Raw genomic sequence first — 15,957 nt, 5'->3', positions numbered from 1 at the left:
GTAAACATTATATCTGAAACACTGCATTGGCAAATTGATTGAAATGAACCGAATCGCAGTGGTTGTTGGAGTTGTTTTGGCTTGTGTGATTATTGCTTCAGCCTCCGCATTAATCGCCTCTTACCCACCGCAACTGGCAGACGAAGCAATTACAGAGACTCATCCTACGCCCACTTGGCCTTGGATTCAAGCGACCCCTGACCAAACAATCTATGGCCCCAAAATCCCCGCGTATGGCGGAACCGTAGAACTCACCGACCTCTACGATGCAGAACTGACTTATGTTTATGTGGGGCGAACAAACAGCACCGGCGAAGGCCATGACCACTTTGGCTTTGGTGTAGAGACGCATCCTTCAACGCTCTATCCGCCTTATGCCCTGTTTAGTTTAACCTATCTGGGCAACCCCCAAGACGAGAGTTGGGACCAAAAATTTGAAGGCTACTTCCTCAACTTCACCTCTGACACTGGTGTTAAAGAGGTGTATCTGGGTTGGTTTGGAACAAACTTTAACGCCTCGTGCACAACCCCGTTCTCAGCGCCTTTTCCAGGTTCACCCCGCGGTCCCCCACAGACGATTGCTTTCCGCGCGAATCTACACGTTGGACAAGTCATCACCGGACAAGTCCCCAACAGCGTATCATATGGAAGCGGAAACAGCAGTCTGGGCTTGTGGAGCAACGGCACCCCCAACGCCATCACTGTGACTCTGCAAAGAGCAGGCTGGGTCACCGTCATCGGGGAAGAACCAACTACCATAACCAACCCCGTGCATAACCTTGTCTTACAGGAAATTCACTTGCAAAAGGATGGAGACGGGTTTAGCTTTGGAACCCCGCCAAGCTAGCCGATGGTTTGGTCGGCTTGTTGCATGTTGCCCAAAATCTGCGTGACCTTCTCGAGTTTTGTTAAGCCGAATCCGCAGTCAGGATGCAGATATTTTATGTTTTCTTTGCCTACGGCGGCTTCGATTTGGCGGTAACGCGCCAGCATCGTCTGCGTTTCTTCGACGGTGATGTTTGAGCAGAAACCTGCACCTAACTTTTTGCCGTGCTCTTCGAGTGAGGCGCGGGTGAGAAGGTCAAGGTTTTCTTTCTCGTCGGAACCGCTGAATCCGAGGCTGAGGATCGGGAAATCCAGCCAGAGCAGTGTCTCATAGAGTCCGGGGATGCTTTTTATGGAGCCGCAGACGTGGAGGCTGATTTTTTCCTCGGCAAATGCCTCTTTGGGCAGTTTTGCGGTGAAGGATTTGAGGATTACTACTGCAGTTTGCAGGGTGACTTTGCTTGTTGAAAGCAGGGGTTCGTCGATTTGCACGTAGGCACCCAGTTCTAGGGCGCGTTTGGCGATTGGGACAAGCATGTTTGCGAAGTCCCTGAACAGGGCAGCTTCGTCGTCGAGGTTGTAGTGTTGGCTGGCGCTTTCGATGGCATTTGAAGCGCATATGGTACCCAACGTCATGGGTCCGGTTAGGGTGACTTTGGCTTTCGCCGCAGTGCGGCCTGTCTCTTGGAGGATTTGGCGTATGGTTTGGTAATCTTGAATTTTGTAAAACTCGTCAAGTTTATCAGCATCAATGGGACGGATTTTTTGGGCGATACGAAGATTGCCGCCTGCACCATCTAAGCCGGGGACCTGTTCGAAGTAGCGAATCATGCCGCCGCGCTGTTCGCCATCCGTAATCAAATCTACGCCGTAGTGTAACTGTAATTCTACCATGTCACGGATAGCCTCAGGTAGAGGCTTATTCTGTTTGGGGAAACTGCCGATTACTGTGGTTTCTAAACGCATCCTGCTTACCTTTACTTGTGCGCCACGGTTTTAGACACGCCATGGCTTGTCTTATCCCAATAGAAGGGGTTCTTTATAAGTTGAATGAGTCCCCTCCAACTGGCGATACTTAGCAGCGCCCAATAAATCGGCATAATCAACGCGTAGGGTATGTGCCGGTAATGTTTGAGTTTAGCACAGGCTATCACGTAGATTAGCAAATAGGATGCGTTGCCCACAAATAGGTTTAGCATACAGATGATTTGCAAAATGCCCGGCGTCAACCATGACAAATTGATTGGCAAGAGCAGAGCCGCGGCGGTTATGACCCAGAGGATTGGGTTTATGATGGGTATGAGCACGCTTGTGCCGAATGTGAATTGGAGTTTGAGGAATTTTGAGGTACCTAAATCTTTGAGCAGTTGGCGTGGGTGGCGCATATGCACAAAGTAGGTTTGCACATGTCCCTTGTACCATCGTGAGCGTTGCTTAATCCAGCTTTTCACGTTTGTGGTGGCTTCTTCGTAGGTGTAGGAGTCTATCATTTCGGTTTTTAGGTTTCTGCGTGCTAAGCGGATGCCGATGTCGGCGTCTTCGGTGACGTTGTAGGGGTCCCATCTGCCGAGTTCATCGAGGCTTTCTTTACGGAAGTGGTTACTGGTGCCTCCCAGTGGGATGGGTGCTTCTATCCAGTCGAGCCCCTGCAAGTAGAATTCGTACCAGTTTGCGTATTCGATGGAGAACCATCGGGTTAGGACGTTTTCGTCGGCGTTGTAGAAGTTAAGTTTAGACTGTAAACACATGAGTTCCTTGGGTGATTGCAGGAACACAATGGCGGCTTTGCGTAACTGGTCGGGGTCGGGTTTGTCTTCGGCGTCGTAAATGACGACGAGTTCGCCTTTTGCGCGGAGCAGCCCATAGTTGCAGGCGCGGGGTTTGGTGGTGATTTTGGCGGCGGGCACCACGACTGGGTCGAAGAGCTCTAAGAAATTCGTGTATTCTTCGGGCGGGATGCCTTCAACCATTTTTTCGGTGGAGCCAAACAGCCCAATCCGTTTGGCTTCATTGATGGTCTCTTCGTCACTTTCTTCCATCAAGACTTTGATGTCTAATTTGTTCTTGGGATAGTTAATGTTATACATGTTTTTGAGGTTGCGAGCAAGCATTTCCGATTCATGAAAGACAGGAATCAACACGGTATAGACGGGTAATTCTGCATCGGTGACCTCTTTCATTTCGGTTTTGCTGACCTTAGTTAGAGAACGGGCGCCCTTGAAGCCTCGTAGGGAAATGTAGATTTTGATGGGGTTAAACACAAAATAGAGAACGCTAATAGTGGCAAATAACACCGCAAACGTCAAAACTGCATTAATCAGGGCGGCAACGGCAACCGCTGCTATGGCGCCTATGATGAAGTATTTTTGGTTTGGGTAGAGAACTTTGTGGGCGGATTGGTCGGGGGTACGGTTGTATAGGTCCAGCATTGCAGAGTTTCGATGGATTTCTCTGTAGATGTTGTCGATTGCCCAGTCAATGGCTTTGGTGGAGACCACTTGCAGATTAATCTTCCAAGCGCTAAAGAGGTACTGTACCGTGACTAAGACGCGACGGTCAAGAGGGTTGTCTACGGCTAAGTCGATTATCTTGCCGCGTATTTTTAGTGGGATAATTTTGTATTTGTTTATGATGGGATAGGGTAGGACGGTTATTAGTTTACTGGCTTCTTCGCTTTGGTAGATTTCTCTAACTTGAGTGTAGGAAAGAAAAGTTAAGTTACATTCGTCTGCGAGGTCTTTGAAGAAGGATTCGGGGAGGTTTACTTTGGCTCTTTTTAGGGTGGGGATGATGTTTTCGAGGGTGACTTCGGATTTTTCTACGGAGGATGTTTTGACAACGTGGTGGTATCGTAGGATGGCGATTACGTTTTCTTTGGTTAGGGGTTTTTTGGGTGTGGAGTCGATTATGATGGGTTCTGTGTATTGTTGGTCGTATCGTGTGGTCATTTGTTTGTTTTCTCCCCTATCGGCCTCTAAATCAGCCTATATTAAATAGTGGCATTAAATACATCAGATAACCGTGAAAAAACCACATTAAAAACATTACATATCAAAAAACCATACACAAAATAACCAAAACCCCCGCTGATCTTGTTTTAATATACTTTCAATAATAAAGGGGCAGGGTGCTTGAGGTGCCTCTTAACCTAAATGGACAGGTTATTGGAGCGGCAAGGCAACTGTGAAGGTGGTGCCTTTGCCTGGTTCGCTCTCAAAATTGATTGTGCCCCCTTGCGCATCCACAAGACGCTTCACCACTGCCAACCCAAAGCCTTGTCCTTTTGACTTGGTTGTGAAAAGCGGCGTGAAAAGTTTGTCCTTAATATCCAGAGGAATTCCCTCGCCAGTGTCTTGTACGCTTACGTATGCTTGTTTATCGTCGCATTTGGCGCGGATTTTTAGGTCGCCTCCTTTGGGCATGGCTTGAACTGCGTTTTGGATGAGGTTTATGAGTATGCGTTTGAGCATGGAGAGGTCGGCGTAGAATTTGGGGCAGTCGACTACGGTTATGGATATTTGGAGATTGTTGGGTATGGTGACAATTAGCAGGGCTTCTTCTATGGCTTTTTCTATGGTGATTTTTTCTTTGAAAGGTTTGAGGGGTTTGGTAAAGTCTTGGAGGTCCGCGACGATTTTGTCAATGTAGTAGAGGTTCTGCTCTATGTTAGCGAGATTCTCCTGAAGATTCTTACGGGGGACAGATTCAGGCATAGAAGCCAACTCCTCCTTAGCCAAATACAATTCACCCGCAATAGCCTGCAAAGGATTACGGATGTCATGCCCCACCATCCCCGCCGTTTGCCCAATCGCAGCCAACCGCTCCGCATTTGCCAGCTGCTTAGCCCGCTCCTCCGCAAGCGCCTCCATCTGATTCGCATACTCCTCTAACAGGCACGCGTTCTCCTCCAGTTTCATCTGAATCCGCTTCCGCTCGGTGGTCTCTACCAAAGAAAACACCAACCCCTCCACTTCGCCCTTCTCGTTTTTGAGGGGTTCTAGACCCCAATCCCAATAGGTCACTCCCCGCTCCGGCTGGTCACGAAAAACAAAAGGCTTATCCTTCACTTCGATGGCGACGCCGGTGTCACGGACTCTCCTAAAGAGGATCTCATTGTCTTCTTGGGGGTAGAGGTCGAAGTGGTTTTTACCAATCATCTCTTGAGGCGTAGCAAAACCACAAGTTTTAGCATAAGCCGCATTAACGCGAACAAAGTTAAAGTCGCGGTCCAAATAGACAAGGTGACAGTTTTTGGTTCCGTCCATGATGGCTTGCAGAAGGTTACGTTCGCGCTCAAGCGCCTGCTGAGCACGCTTCAAATCATTAATCGGAACTAAATAAGCACGAATCCGCTGATCATTGGGAACACGAAAAATCTGCTCCAAAAACCAGTTCCCGCCAACCTGCATCTCACGCTGAACACTCCGCTTAGCCTCATCCAAAAAGATGGCTACAAGCTGACGCCAGTCGGGAAACAACTCAAAAACGTTCCCTGCTCCATCCAGACCCGGAAAATAGTTCCTTGCGGCGGGGTTTGTGAATAGGAGGTTGCCTTTAAAGTCTGCTTCGATAATTGGGGTAGGGTTTAACACCAAAAAGGAGGCGGGCACCGTTTGCAGGGGGGTCTGCTGGATTTCTGAATCACTAGAAGACATAGACCCATCATCAGCCTCCTAAACAAATGGTATGATTCTAGGCAGAATATTAATATTCTTTCAAAAAAAGAACACCAAAAAGTAGACGCCTAACTCTTTTAAGCGTCTTTTTGGCTCCAATACAGGTACACTTTTGGTTGCGCACAAAAACTAAGCCGCTTCAACGCCGCCGCCAACCCCTCCACATTGCAGTCAGCGATTTTGGCGACAAACTCGTCATGACGAGGATAAACATCGTGTAGGCTTACCAGTCGGCGTCGGATAGTCGCGTCACGCAAAGAAAGCTCCACCAACAACTCAACCACCGCTTCAACCCCGATGCATCGAAGCTTCTGTAGGTTGTAGCCTTCCGAACCCATCAAAGCAGCGTCGAAACCTAACGCTTCAAGCCGCGCCAACGCCTCATTTACGTGTCGATTGGGACTGCTTTGGGCGATTTTTTTTAGGCCTGCCTTCTCAAAAAACGGGTTATACTTCGCCATAACCGCAACCGCCTCCACGTTGGCTACCCCCACAAAGGGCAAGGTATCGTGGACAAGTTTGGCACCGAGGCTTATGCTGCGATATTTGGGATGCATCACCACGCGGCTAATTGCTGCGACTTCTCGGTTGAGTTGCTGCAAGTTGCCTTGCCAGACTTTTTTGCGTCCAAAGCACATCGGTGGGGGGTTGCTGTAGACGATGACGCCGCAGAGTTCGTTTTTGCGTTTTAGGCAAAACACTTTTTTGGGAGGCGGCAATCTGCTGGTGCGGTAGTGGAATTGGCTGAGTTGTTTGTAGTCGGCGGTTGTGCCTGCTTGGATAGTCATTTGTCGGGTTAGGCTGCAGGCATCTGTGTGGGCGTTTGGGTGGTATTTTACGGTGACTTCTTTGCCGTAGCGTTTGTGGATGTGTACGTTGGGGGCGAAGTCGCGTTGGAGGTCACGATGCGTGGTGGCGGCTATGACTGCGGCGCCCATGCGGCGGGCTTGTTTTTGTAGGTTAAAGGCTAAAATCTTGGCGGTGTCACGGTCAAGCGTGCTGGTGAATTCGTCAATTACCCAAAACGGCTTCCCCGACGCCGCCAAAAGCGCGGTTTGGTAGCGGTGTTTTTGTCCCTCGCTAAGTTCCCGATACGGACGCAAGAAAAGGAAGGCGTCGTTTAAGCCGACTTGACTAAGGGCTTCGATGGCGTCGGATGTGTTTTTTCCGATGGTTTCGATTATTGGGGTGTCTGGGTCTATTTTTAGGTCGTCTGCGTCTGCTGCGTCGGCGCCTAAATCGGCTTTGAGGGCTTTGAGCAGTGCGCTTTTGCCGCTTCCGCTGTCACCTGTGATGAGCACGAGGTCTGTGGGGCGGATGTGGATGGCGAGGTCTTGGTAGAGGGTGAACTCGCGGGTCTGATCCGCGCCAAGTCCGAAGGCTTCGGCGACTTCTTTGGTGCGGGGCGTTAGGGTGGGCGGGGCGGTGGTGTAGCTGAGGTTTATGGTGAATGTGTCGGTTTGGCGGTTGTAGGTGCGTTTGAGGCTCTGGATGTGGAAGGTTTCGGGGCGACGCCGCGTCAACGATTTGCGCCTCCTTGGGGGTGGGTTTGGAGCCGTTGCCTTAGACCCTGCATGCCACTTTTCTGGAATGCTTTTTTGATGACCCAGAATTTCGGTGCCGCCGTCCGACTTCTTGCTGCATACGCTGCCAACGCAAGCGCCCAGAAACGGTCATCATGTGTACCCTGAGGATGTCTTAGGCTGATTTTACCGTCTTTTGTCAACTCAAACTGCTCTACGTTTAGTTCCGCGATGAGTTCACTATCGTAGGGAATTAGTAGTCGTTTTTCGGTTAGGGCTTGTTTTAGATGCTGCGCCATCTCCTGTTTGGATTGGGCGGTGAAGGTGACGCCTTGGGTGTTGTCAAGACCGGTGTTGGTCATGTCTTCGGTTATGTATTCGCCGACGCCTGTTTGGTCAACGAGGATTTGATGGATGGTTTGCCATCGGTCGCTTATGGTTTTGACGTAGCCGATGATGCTGGCGTAAGGGGTTTCGAGGGGGAAACGGTGGATGTGGATTAGTCGCAGGTGTTGGGGGTCTGCTTTGATTATGGCGAGTACGCTTGGGTCCTGATGCTTGCCTAAGTCGAGTCCAGCGTAGAAGTCGCCGTCTAATTCTGCCCCAAAAGGTGAATAATCAAGCGTATGATCGATGGATTGTGTGATAAGTGCTTGACTAAGCCAAGCATTTTCGTTTTCTGCCCATTGGGCTTCCATTTCGCGGCGCCATCGGCTGGGGTCACCTTCGAGTTGGCGTCGGATGCGGTTGAGGATTTGGGGTTTGAGGGGTCCGTTGGGTTCGAGCGCCTGCTCAAAAGTTACGTGGCTTTTGGCGTAATCGTCAAAGGTTGAGTCATGGAATATTTTGTAGAAAATGCTATCGGACCGCCATGGTGTGCTGGTGCAGATGAATTTGCCGTTGGTGGTGCCCAACGTGAAGAGCATGGCGTCGTAGAGTTCTTCGTCATTGGGGATGAAGTTGAATTCATCAGCATAGACTATGTGGAGTTTGGGGCCACGGATGGTTTCGGGGTTGTTGGGGTATGCTTCGATGTTGCTGCCGTTGGCGAGTGCTACGGCGGTTTTTTGGGGTTTTTTGTAGGTGCCTTTGGGGAGTTTGGGTAAGAAGCCGTTTATGGTTTTGATTATGAGTTTGGTTTGGCGCCAGCTGGGGCCTACGATGGCTATGTTGCTGCCTGCGTTGGTGAGGGCGTAGTGGAGGAGTAGGGCGCTTAGGGTGTGGCTTTTCCCGCTTTGGCGTGCCCAGCGTGCGGCGACGAATTGGTTGGTTTGGAATTGTTCGATGAGTTTAGCCTGATACGCGGTGGGGGTGAAGCCGAGGGTTTCTTGGCAGAACACCGTTGGGTCGGGGGGAACTTGGATTTTTCGTTTTTTGGCGGCGTCCTCTTTTATTTGTTTGATTTCCCGCTGAAACTGCGCCATAGTCATTGTTTCTCAAGTTCTCCAACGGTCTTTTTAAGTTCCTCAAGTTCAGCCTTGATTTGAGATATATCGTAAGTTTTGCTTATGCTGTTGATAACTTGGCTAATGTAAGTGGCTAGTCTTGCCCATTCTTGATGTTCTTTGCCTTTTCTCCAAGTTGCCGATTGAACCTGCTCTATAGCCATCTCTTGGAGACCTTTCAATTCGAGAATAAGTTGAGAACGTATCTGTTGAGTGTCTCCATCGAATTTCTCCGTTAAATTGGAAATTCTTCGTTCTATGAAACGGTTTGGAGGTTGCCGCCTTGACCTACCCCCTATAGGTTTCAACATAGAACCTCTATTAGGCTCCAAATATGTCGGCGCTCCTCTAGCTGGTTTTTTGGGTGATTAAGATGCCCATAATCGTGCCCGTCAAGCCTGTGATGGCGGCGAAGACTTCGCTGTTCCATGTGCCCAGCACGGCGAGGTTGGCGATTTCTATGGCTGAGAGGCAAAACGTGGCGGCTATAGCGAATTTGGTACCTAACACAAGCCGCCCGTCGGGTTCAACGGTTTCGATGAGGCCTTTTTTGCGGCTGATTTTTCGGGTTAAGGCTTTCTTGACGAAGTCCGTCAATGGTTACGCACTCTCCGTTGGCACCTTGAGCGATTGTATGTGGTTTTTTCGCCGCCTTTGGCTTTCTCGTTTAGGGTGAAGCTGTTTAGCAGCACCTGCGCCTCCTCTGCTTGGACGTGTCCTGCTTCGACTACGGATGCGTTGGTTGCCCAGGGTAGGGGTACGGCGGTGTAGTCGATGTCGTAGAGTCCGTCGTTGTAGCGGAAACAGTTCTGCGCCAAAATGACGTGTTCGCGCCGTTTGCCCAAGACGCCGATGTAGACGCCCCAGCTTTTGACGGGTACGTCGATGCCGCCGATGCCGTTAGATAGGCTTTTGCCGATGCTGGCGTCGCACCATTCTATGCAGACGAGGTCGCCTGCGGTTAGGTTTTTGATTTGGTTGATGATTTCTTTATCCTTCAAGCCTTTCAGTCCTCAAACAAGAAACCAACAGCGTATCTGAAATATAAATACTCACGAAATTTAGCAATTGAAAAATTTACAAACAAATTCACCAATTCACCAATGCAAATGATGTTCCAAATCAGAGTTTTTCTCTTTGCGTTTCTTGCGCTTATAGTATTCTCTGCTGCGTTCCTCATCTTTGCTTTGCTCGTAGAAGACAAAAGAAATCTCCACCAAAGTCAGAAAAATAATCACAAACGTAAACCCCAGATTAATCATGTCGTTGCGGTCTTGGTTAGCCTCCTGCTGCTCAAGGATGGCGGCTTGAATCGACTGCATCCTAACCTGCAAAGAAGCCTCCCTCTGATTAGCCAACGACTGCAAATCCTGCCGTTGCTGCTCCGTCAAATCCGAATACGCTTTTATGGTGAAGTTGGAAGGAATCACCACAGAATATTTTTCCTGTCGCCCACTTGATTCTGCAGTTTGCCAAGTAGCAGCCTCAGAGGACGCCTGCGTGTTTATGGTTCGGGTGCAGTTAACAAGAAAAGATATGGGTCCAGCAGTGGTGAATTTGCAGAAGTCCGAGACCTCCGAAAAATTGGCGACGCCATTTTGGATGTGGGGGTCATAGAGGAAGAGTACGCAGGGGTTATCAAAATAGTAGTCTGTAAAGCCCGCTGCGGAGTATTGGTTAGGAAAAACAGTGTAAGCATTTAGTGGCTGAACTGTTATGCCCACAACGTCGATGGTGTCTTGAGGCGTCGAATAATGCCATGCGGAGGCATTCACTTGGATAAGGGTATTTTGCGCAAAATAACTTTCACTTGAAAGTTCAATGGTTAAGTTGACAGGCAAATTGCGGTCCAAATATTGCTCGGGGACGTTTAGGAGGAATTGCTGGGAAATGTTGACGGGTTCAGTCAAGAAGTTAGGGGATGAATCATCGTCAACATCTGGAGATAAATCAGGAGAGCTGGCAACAGCGTTCAGGATAAAAAAGAGACCTATGCTCACAAAAATGAAACTGCATGCAAACGTGACAAGAAAGGCTTTGAACAATCCGGGGCTGTGGGTTTGCCAAGTTCGGCTGTTGGCGAGGCGCTTTTTGAGGTTAGCAAGGGTTTGGTGGCTTCGGTGGTATTGTATGTAGAGGCCAAGTCCAGCGGCAAACAGGATAAACTCAAACGCGTACACGCCAATCAAGCTGTCGCCCAGACCTAAACCGCTGATTTGGTCAGTTCCAAAGGCTATCGGCAACCCAGAATAATCATAACTGGACAGGGTGATTAAATCTATTAGCCAACTGCTAAAAACCAGAATTGCGATGGTGAGGCAGATTTTTAAAATGACAGATTTGGTTTTTGTTGGGCGTTTTCTGTTGAGCAAAAACAAAATTAACCCAGCCACGAGTGCCGCCACAATGGACCAAGTTATTGCCATGACTAGGCTGTGGGTTAAGGGCAAAACCAGCATAGCCGCTGTATAGTAGTCTAATCCGCCCGCGAGGGTGTAGTATTGGATGAGGACAAACGATAAGATGTCAAGCAAAAATACGCTAAAAACCGAAACAAGGATGGACAGGTGGGGATTAAACCATTTAGACCCAAAAGCGACTCCTAAATATGCAAAAAAAGGCATACAATTCACTGTAGCTTTCTGCATGTAATAAATTTATCACTCAAACATGAAACAGACGTCTTAGTTTAAAAATACTTGAATTTAGCAATTACAAAGAAATTTAGAAATGCACAAGCATTCAAAAATCAAAATTGTTAGTTTTAGCAATATTCTGGCAAATCACTAGTGGAGTCTTTCCTCCTTTCCAGTAGATCCAATAATTCGGAACGTTCAATTTTCATATCCGTTGCGTTGTGCCTCACGTAGAAGTTTTTATCGCGCTTAGATTGATACGGTCCATTAGAGCCGGGTGGAACGTCTATGAGAATAACATTGAATGAACTGAGTATTTTCTGCTCAACCTTTAATCCTTGAGGTGGCGGATCGCAGCAATCATGAATAATTTTTGTCAAGTCCTCTGGTTTATGGTTGCATCCAACGATGGCTCCAGTATCTGAAATTCCAATTAAAATTAAACCCCCTTCCGAATTCGAGTAAGCCACTACTGTTTCTATAAGATCATTCTTCTTTGATTGATCACTGGCATGCTCCTTATACTCCAAATGCTGGTCCTCCCCTTTCTGCGCCAGAAATAATAACTCTTCATTTGGCCTTTCAATAGTAATACTGTCGTCGCCATCGGCCCTCCAAGTTCCAATTTCCTTGCCGTCAATTTTCGCATTGTCGGGTTTTGAGAGAAAAGCCAAATGCAGATTGTCAGGAGAACATCCTATGTCAAAGTCAGCATGCCCTTTCGTAGCGTAGACATCTGGCAGAATTTTATTCACTTTGTCCTTAATAGCAAAAGCCTTGATAACCATATTTTCAGGTTTGAGCTCAGGGGTTTCGACAACCAAATTAACTTTAGAAAAACTGAGTCTTAAAGAGACAATACGAGCGCGATAATCGCAAATTTGAACATTTACAGCCCCGTACGAATTAAAAAAATCAACAGGTAATCCAAAAAAATTAAGTATCCCATATGTAACGTCTGGGTAATAGGGCAAATTTTTACGTAGTAATTCTGAATGGCCAGAGGAATCGCCTTTTTCCTCTGGAATAACCATAAAATCGCAATGAAACATAGGCCACTCAGCTCTGTGCAGACCATATTTTTGTTTACTTCCCAAAAACTTAAGCTGCTCATGTGACGGACAAAGGTTAAATTCAAAAACATCAGGGATTCTTAGTTTTTGGGATTTATAAAAATTAGAGATAATTTCTAGCGCTTCTCGAGTTTCTAAAAACTGTTCACCAAACAAGTAATTTCCATAATCCCAATCTACTGCGGTTCTACTACCTTTTTTAATCAGCTTGAAAAGGATAAAACAATTTTTCCAGTTGTTTTCTTGTTTTTTAAGCGCATATCTTAGCGAAAACTCGCAATCCTTTTGTTGCGCTACTAACCGATTGATTGTCGGTGTTTCGTCAATCATGCTGACACCTGCTCGAAGGCTATGGGTTGTTTCATTAAAGTAAAATAAGTATATTTATTTAACTGCAGTTGCACACTTGCAAGGATTTTTTGAAAGATTTTATTATCTGATTAGTCTTTGTATTGTTTGTTGGGGCTTTGTGTTTGGTTGCCTCGGCTCCTGATTCTTTGGTGACTTCTAAACGCAGACCACGCAATCATCGAACGGACAGCAACGCTGCGTCACCTTGCGCTGAAAATGAAGAGACAAAGCTCTTGGCGATGGCTGAACAGGTCGCGCATTTCGGCAGCTGGGAATGGGACATAACTAAACCCAGAGCGATTTGGTCTGCGGAGATGTTTCGGATTTTTGGACTAAACCCCCAATCTGAGGGGTTAACGTTAGAGGAATTTCGGAGTTTCATCCACCCTGACGACTTAGAAGAAGTCACCAGAAAAATGCAAACCATCTTTGCCAAACCACAAGTGAACCAGAAAGGAGAACTCGACTACCGCATAATCCGAAAAGACGGCTCAGTACGCATAATTCATTCTGAGCGGCAAGTAAAAGAAGTCACCAAGAGTGGCGAGCTGAAGGTTGTTGTGGGTGTCGACCAAGACGTAACTGAGCAAAGAATAGCCCAACAAGAATCTGATGAAAACATAAAGCTTCTTGCGCTAGCAGAGGCGGTGGCGCATTTTGGCAGCTGGGAACTTAACCTAACCCAGACTAGGGCTATTTGGTCGCCAGGGATGTTTATGATTTTTGGAGTGGACCCTCAAGAGCTTAGCCTCAGCTGGGAAGAGTACCTTAGCTTTCTGCACCCTGACAGTGTAGAGTCCGCCAAGAAAAACGCACAGATTATGATGAATTCGCCGCTTAACCACCGCGAAGATTTTGATTACCGCATCATACGCCGAGATGGCTCCGTTCGGGTGTTGCATGCTCAGCGTCAAGTCGTAGAAGTAAACGCAGAGGGCAAAGCCAAAGTCGTCGTCGGCGTCGACCAAGACGTAACCGAACAGTGGCAAGCAGAAGAAGCGCTGCGCAGAAGCGAGGAACGTTTTCGGGCAGTGGCAGAAGCAGCTAACATTATGGTTTACGAAACGGACATTCCAACGGGCAAAATCAAAGTTCTAAGAGGCATCGAGCAACTCGTAGGGTACAAACCAGAAGAAATCGACATCACTGTTGATTGGGTGTTAAACCACATGCACCCCGATGACGTCCAACATGTAGTGGAAACCCTAAAAGAAGCAACAGAGAACCCCAACATCGACAAATACGTTTTGGAATACCGGTTTCGACACAAAAACGGCCACTACATTGTTGTCAAAGACACCGCCAAAGCCGTCAAAGACAGCAAAGGAAAAACCGTGATGTTCATCGGCGGAGTCCGCGACATTACCCAGCGGACCCTAGACCACCAACAGCTAGAGCAATACAGCAAACACCTCGAAGAACTCGTAAAAGAACGCACCAAGCAACTCGTTGAGTATGAACGTTTAGCCGCCATCGGCCAAACCGCAGGCATGGTGGGGCATGACATCCGCAATCCGCTGCAGGCGTTGACTGGCGAAGTGTACCTCATAAAAACCGCCCTAAACGACCTCCCCGGAAAAGAAGCCAAACAGGAAGTAAACGAGAGCCTAAACAGCATCGAACAGAACATAAATTACATTAACAAAATCGTCGCCGACCTGCAAGATTACTCCCGAAAACTCACGCCTGAATACCAAACAGTGAACCTATCGGATTTGATTGTGGAGATATTTGAAACCGTCTATCTGCCCGCCGACATCAAACTCAGCATCAACATCGAAACCCTACCAGCCATAAACCTTGACCCCACCTTCACCCGACGAGCCCTAACCAACCTCATCAACAACGCCATCCAAGCCATGCCAAACGGCGGCGCCCTCAAAATCGGATGCTACCAACAAGACAGCAACGTCTTCATCTCCATAGCTGACACAGGCTCGGGCATCACAGATGAAGTAAAAAGCAGACTCTTCACGCCCATGTTCACCACCAAAGCCAAGGGGCAAGGCTTAGGGTTAGCGGTGGTTAAGCGGCTCGTGGAGGCGCAGGGCGGCAGCATCAGTTTTGAGAGCACCCTTGGGCAGGGCACAAAGTTTTTGATAAAACTGCCCACCAAGCAGGTTGGGGCTTGATAGGATTTGGTGGGAATTTGTGTTTATTTTGGTCAAATTTGGGTTTTAAATGTGGGTCAATGTTGGAAAATGCCTTAATTTACAATTGACCCTTGGGTTTTTGAAAAGGAACAAACGCGGAAGTGACAAAGATGGAAACAACTCAACCTCCCACCGAGAAAGCAAAGCCCAGAAACGTATTCCCCGCAGTCATCGTCGCAGTGCTACTAACAGTAAGCCTAGTCGGCGCAGCAGGCATCTACAGCCTCAACGAACAAGTCTCTTCACTTCAAAGTCAAATCGCCAGTTTACAGTCCACCGTGCAGACCAGCCAGTACAGCGGCGACGTAACCACCGTCGCATCAGAAACCTCACTCTCGAACCTCTATGACGCCGTAGAAAACTCTGTAGTCACAATCGAATGCACCATCGTCCAATACTCAAACATGCCTTGGATGCGACAAACATCAACCACATCTTCAGCGCAGGGCTCGGGATTTGTCTACCAATACAACGGCGAAATGGTCATCATAACCAACAACCACGTCATCGAAGACGCATCCACCATAACCGTAACCTTCGCAGACGGAAACAGCTACACCGCCACACTACTGGGAGCCGACGCATCCACCGACATCGCAGTGCTAAAAGCAGACGCCCCGACCAGCGAGTACTACCCCCTCGACATCATATCATCCGATACGCTTAGTGTAGGCGACGCAGTCGTAGCCTTAGGCAGCCCATATGGATTAACTGGAACCATGACCAGCGGCATCATCAGCGCACTTGACCGAACCATAACCGTCACCGAAACAAGCGGCAGCTACGAAATGACAGGACTCATACAGACCAGCGCACCCATCAACTCAGGCAACAGCGGCGGACCTCTCATGACCTACAACGGAAAAGTAATCGGCATAACCACAGCAATCGTTAGCAACTCAGACGGCTTAGGCTTCGCAGTACCCTCAGACACCATCCTTAGCGTAGTACAAGACATACTCGCATAAACCTGACGGGGCCTTTTCCCCGCCTTTTCTTTGACAACAACACCTTTTGCTCCCCAAACCACACTACGCATAGTGTACAGCCTGTATAGGGGTTTTTGAATTGTTATTCATATCAAAAAGCTATGAGTTGCCATAAATGTTTTAAACCCAACCAACGCATGCCTTGATGGAGAAGGTGCGTGTCATGAAAAAGACGCCGCTTTTTGAATATGAGCTACCGGCTACCCCCAAAAAAAGAGCCATGGGATTGGCACCAGGTCACAAACAGACCCGCTAAGCTCCGCCCAAGCTGTTTAGTGGTCGGCGG

General features: G+C 48.1%; 13 protein-coding genes. 3 read left to right on the top strand and 10 right to left on the bottom strand.

Annotation, left to right across the window (positions count from 1 at the left end; all coding sequences use genetic code 11):
* Positions 1-34 precede the first annotated feature (34 nt).
* Positions 35-847: a hypothetical protein gene (locus NWE92_05485; protein ID MCW4029082.1), complete on the top strand. Its 813-nt coding sequence runs from the start codon at positions 35-37 to the stop codon at positions 845-847.
* Here the strand turns inward: NWE92_05485 and NWE92_05480 are convergent.
* The 10 genes from NWE92_05480 to NWE92_05435 form a co-directional block, all read right to left on the bottom strand.
* Positions 844-1,791 (bottom strand): hypothetical protein, encoded by a 948-nt coding sequence (locus tag NWE92_05480; protein MCW4029081.1) that lies wholly within the window; start codon positions 1,789-1,791, stop codon positions 844-846. The genes NWE92_05485 and NWE92_05480 overlap by 4 nt on opposite strands.
* An 11-nt stretch (positions 1,792-1,802) precedes the next feature.
* Complete coding sequence (locus NWE92_05475) at positions 1,803-3,773, bottom strand: glycosyltransferase (GenBank protein MCW4029080.1); 1,971 nt, start codon at positions 3,771-3,773, stop codon at positions 1,803-1,805.
* Between the two features lie 213 nt (positions 3,774-3,986).
* On the bottom strand, positions 3,987-5,480 hold the full coding sequence (locus tag NWE92_05470; protein ID MCW4029079.1) for an ATP-binding protein: 1,494 nt from the start codon (positions 5,478-5,480) through the stop codon (positions 3,987-3,989).
* Positions 5,481-5,578: 98 nt separating this feature from the next.
* The gene (locus tag NWE92_05465; GenBank protein ID MCW4029078.1) at positions 5,579-7,024 is read right to left on the bottom strand and encodes an ABC transporter ATP-binding protein; all 1,446 of its coding nucleotides are present in this window, start codon (positions 7,022-7,024) and stop codon (positions 5,579-5,581) included.
* Positions 7,021-8,448 carry a terminase family protein gene (locus NWE92_05460; GenBank protein ID MCW4029077.1) on the bottom strand — a complete coding sequence of 476 codons (1,428 nt, stop codon included), beginning with the start codon at positions 8,446-8,448 and terminating at the stop codon, positions 7,021-7,023. The genes NWE92_05465 and NWE92_05460 overlap by 4 nt, the downstream gene beginning before the upstream one ends.
* 2 nt (positions 8,449-8,450) lie before the next feature.
* A complete protein-coding gene (locus NWE92_05455) occupies positions 8,451-8,633 on the bottom strand; it encodes a hypothetical protein (GenBank protein MCW4029076.1) in 183 nt (60 codons plus the stop codon).
* Positions 8,634-8,817: 184 nt separating this feature from the next.
* Positions 8,818-9,066, bottom strand: coding sequence for a hypothetical protein (locus NWE92_05450; protein ID MCW4029075.1), 249 nt, complete (start codon positions 9,064-9,066; stop codon positions 8,818-8,820).
* Complete coding sequence (locus NWE92_05445) at positions 9,063-9,470, bottom strand: hypothetical protein (GenBank protein ID MCW4029074.1); 408 nt, start codon at positions 9,468-9,470, stop codon at positions 9,063-9,065. Before NWE92_05445 ends, NWE92_05450 begins: the two co-directional genes overlap by 4 nt.
* A 96-nt stretch (positions 9,471-9,566) precedes the next feature.
* Positions 9,567-11,093, bottom strand: a complete 1,527-nt coding sequence (locus tag NWE92_05440) for a hypothetical protein (GenBank protein MCW4029073.1) — start codon at positions 11,091-11,093, stop codon at positions 9,567-9,569.
* 140 nt (positions 11,094-11,233) lie between these two features.
* A complete protein-coding gene (locus NWE92_05435; GenBank protein ID MCW4029072.1) occupies positions 11,234-12,508 on the bottom strand; it encodes an ATP-binding protein in 1,275 nt (424 codons plus the stop codon).
* A 143-nt stretch (positions 12,509-12,651) separates the two neighbouring features.
* On the opposite strand from NWE92_05435, the gene NWE92_05430 reads away from it, so the two are divergent.
* Complete coding sequence (locus tag NWE92_05430; protein ID MCW4029071.1) at positions 12,652-14,661, top strand: PAS domain-containing protein; 2,010 nt, start codon at positions 12,652-12,654, stop codon at positions 14,659-14,661.
* A 131-nt stretch (positions 14,662-14,792) separates the two neighbouring features.
* Complete coding sequence (locus NWE92_05425) at positions 14,793-15,650, top strand: trypsin-like peptidase domain-containing protein (GenBank protein MCW4029070.1); 858 nt, start codon at positions 14,793-14,795, stop codon at positions 15,648-15,650.
* Positions 15,651-15,957 lie beyond the last annotated feature (307 nt).

It is taken from the genome of Candidatus Bathyarchaeota archaeon, assembly GCA_026014745.1.
Lineage (GTDB): Archaea > Thermoproteota > Bathyarchaeia > Bathyarchaeales > Bathycorpusculaceae > Bathycorpusculum.
Note: the sequence above shows the minus strand (reverse complement) of the source record. Positions and strands in the feature narration are given on the sequence as shown.

Coding starts and splice junctions, on each gene's coding strand:
- NWE92_05455 (MCW4029076.1), bottom strand. CDS start 8,633: ATGGCTATAGAGCAGGTTCAATCGGCAACTTGGAGAAAAGGCAAAGAA.
- NWE92_05480 (MCW4029081.1), bottom strand. CDS start 1,791: ATGCGTTTAGAAACCACAGTAATCGGCAGTTTCCCCAAACAGAATAAG.
- NWE92_05475 (MCW4029080.1), bottom strand. CDS start 3,773: ATGACCACACGATACGACCAACAATACACAGAACCCATCATAATCGAC.
- NWE92_05470 (MCW4029079.1), bottom strand. CDS start 5,480: ATGTCTTCTAGTGATTCAGAAATCCAGCAGACCCCCCTGCAAACGGTG.
- NWE92_05460 (MCW4029077.1), bottom strand. CDS start 8,448: ATGGCGCAGTTTCAGCGGGAAATCAAACAAATAAAAGAGGACGCCGCC.
- NWE92_05435 (MCW4029072.1), bottom strand. CDS start 12,508: ATGATTGACGAAACACCGACAATCAATCGGTTAGTAGCGCAACAAAAG.
- NWE92_05440 (MCW4029073.1), bottom strand. CDS start 11,093: ATGCCTTTTTTTGCATATTTAGGAGTCGCTTTTGGGTCTAAATGGTTT.
- NWE92_05425 (MCW4029070.1), top strand. CDS start 14,793: ATGGAAACAACTCAACCTCCCACCGAGAAAGCAAAGCCCAGAAACGTA.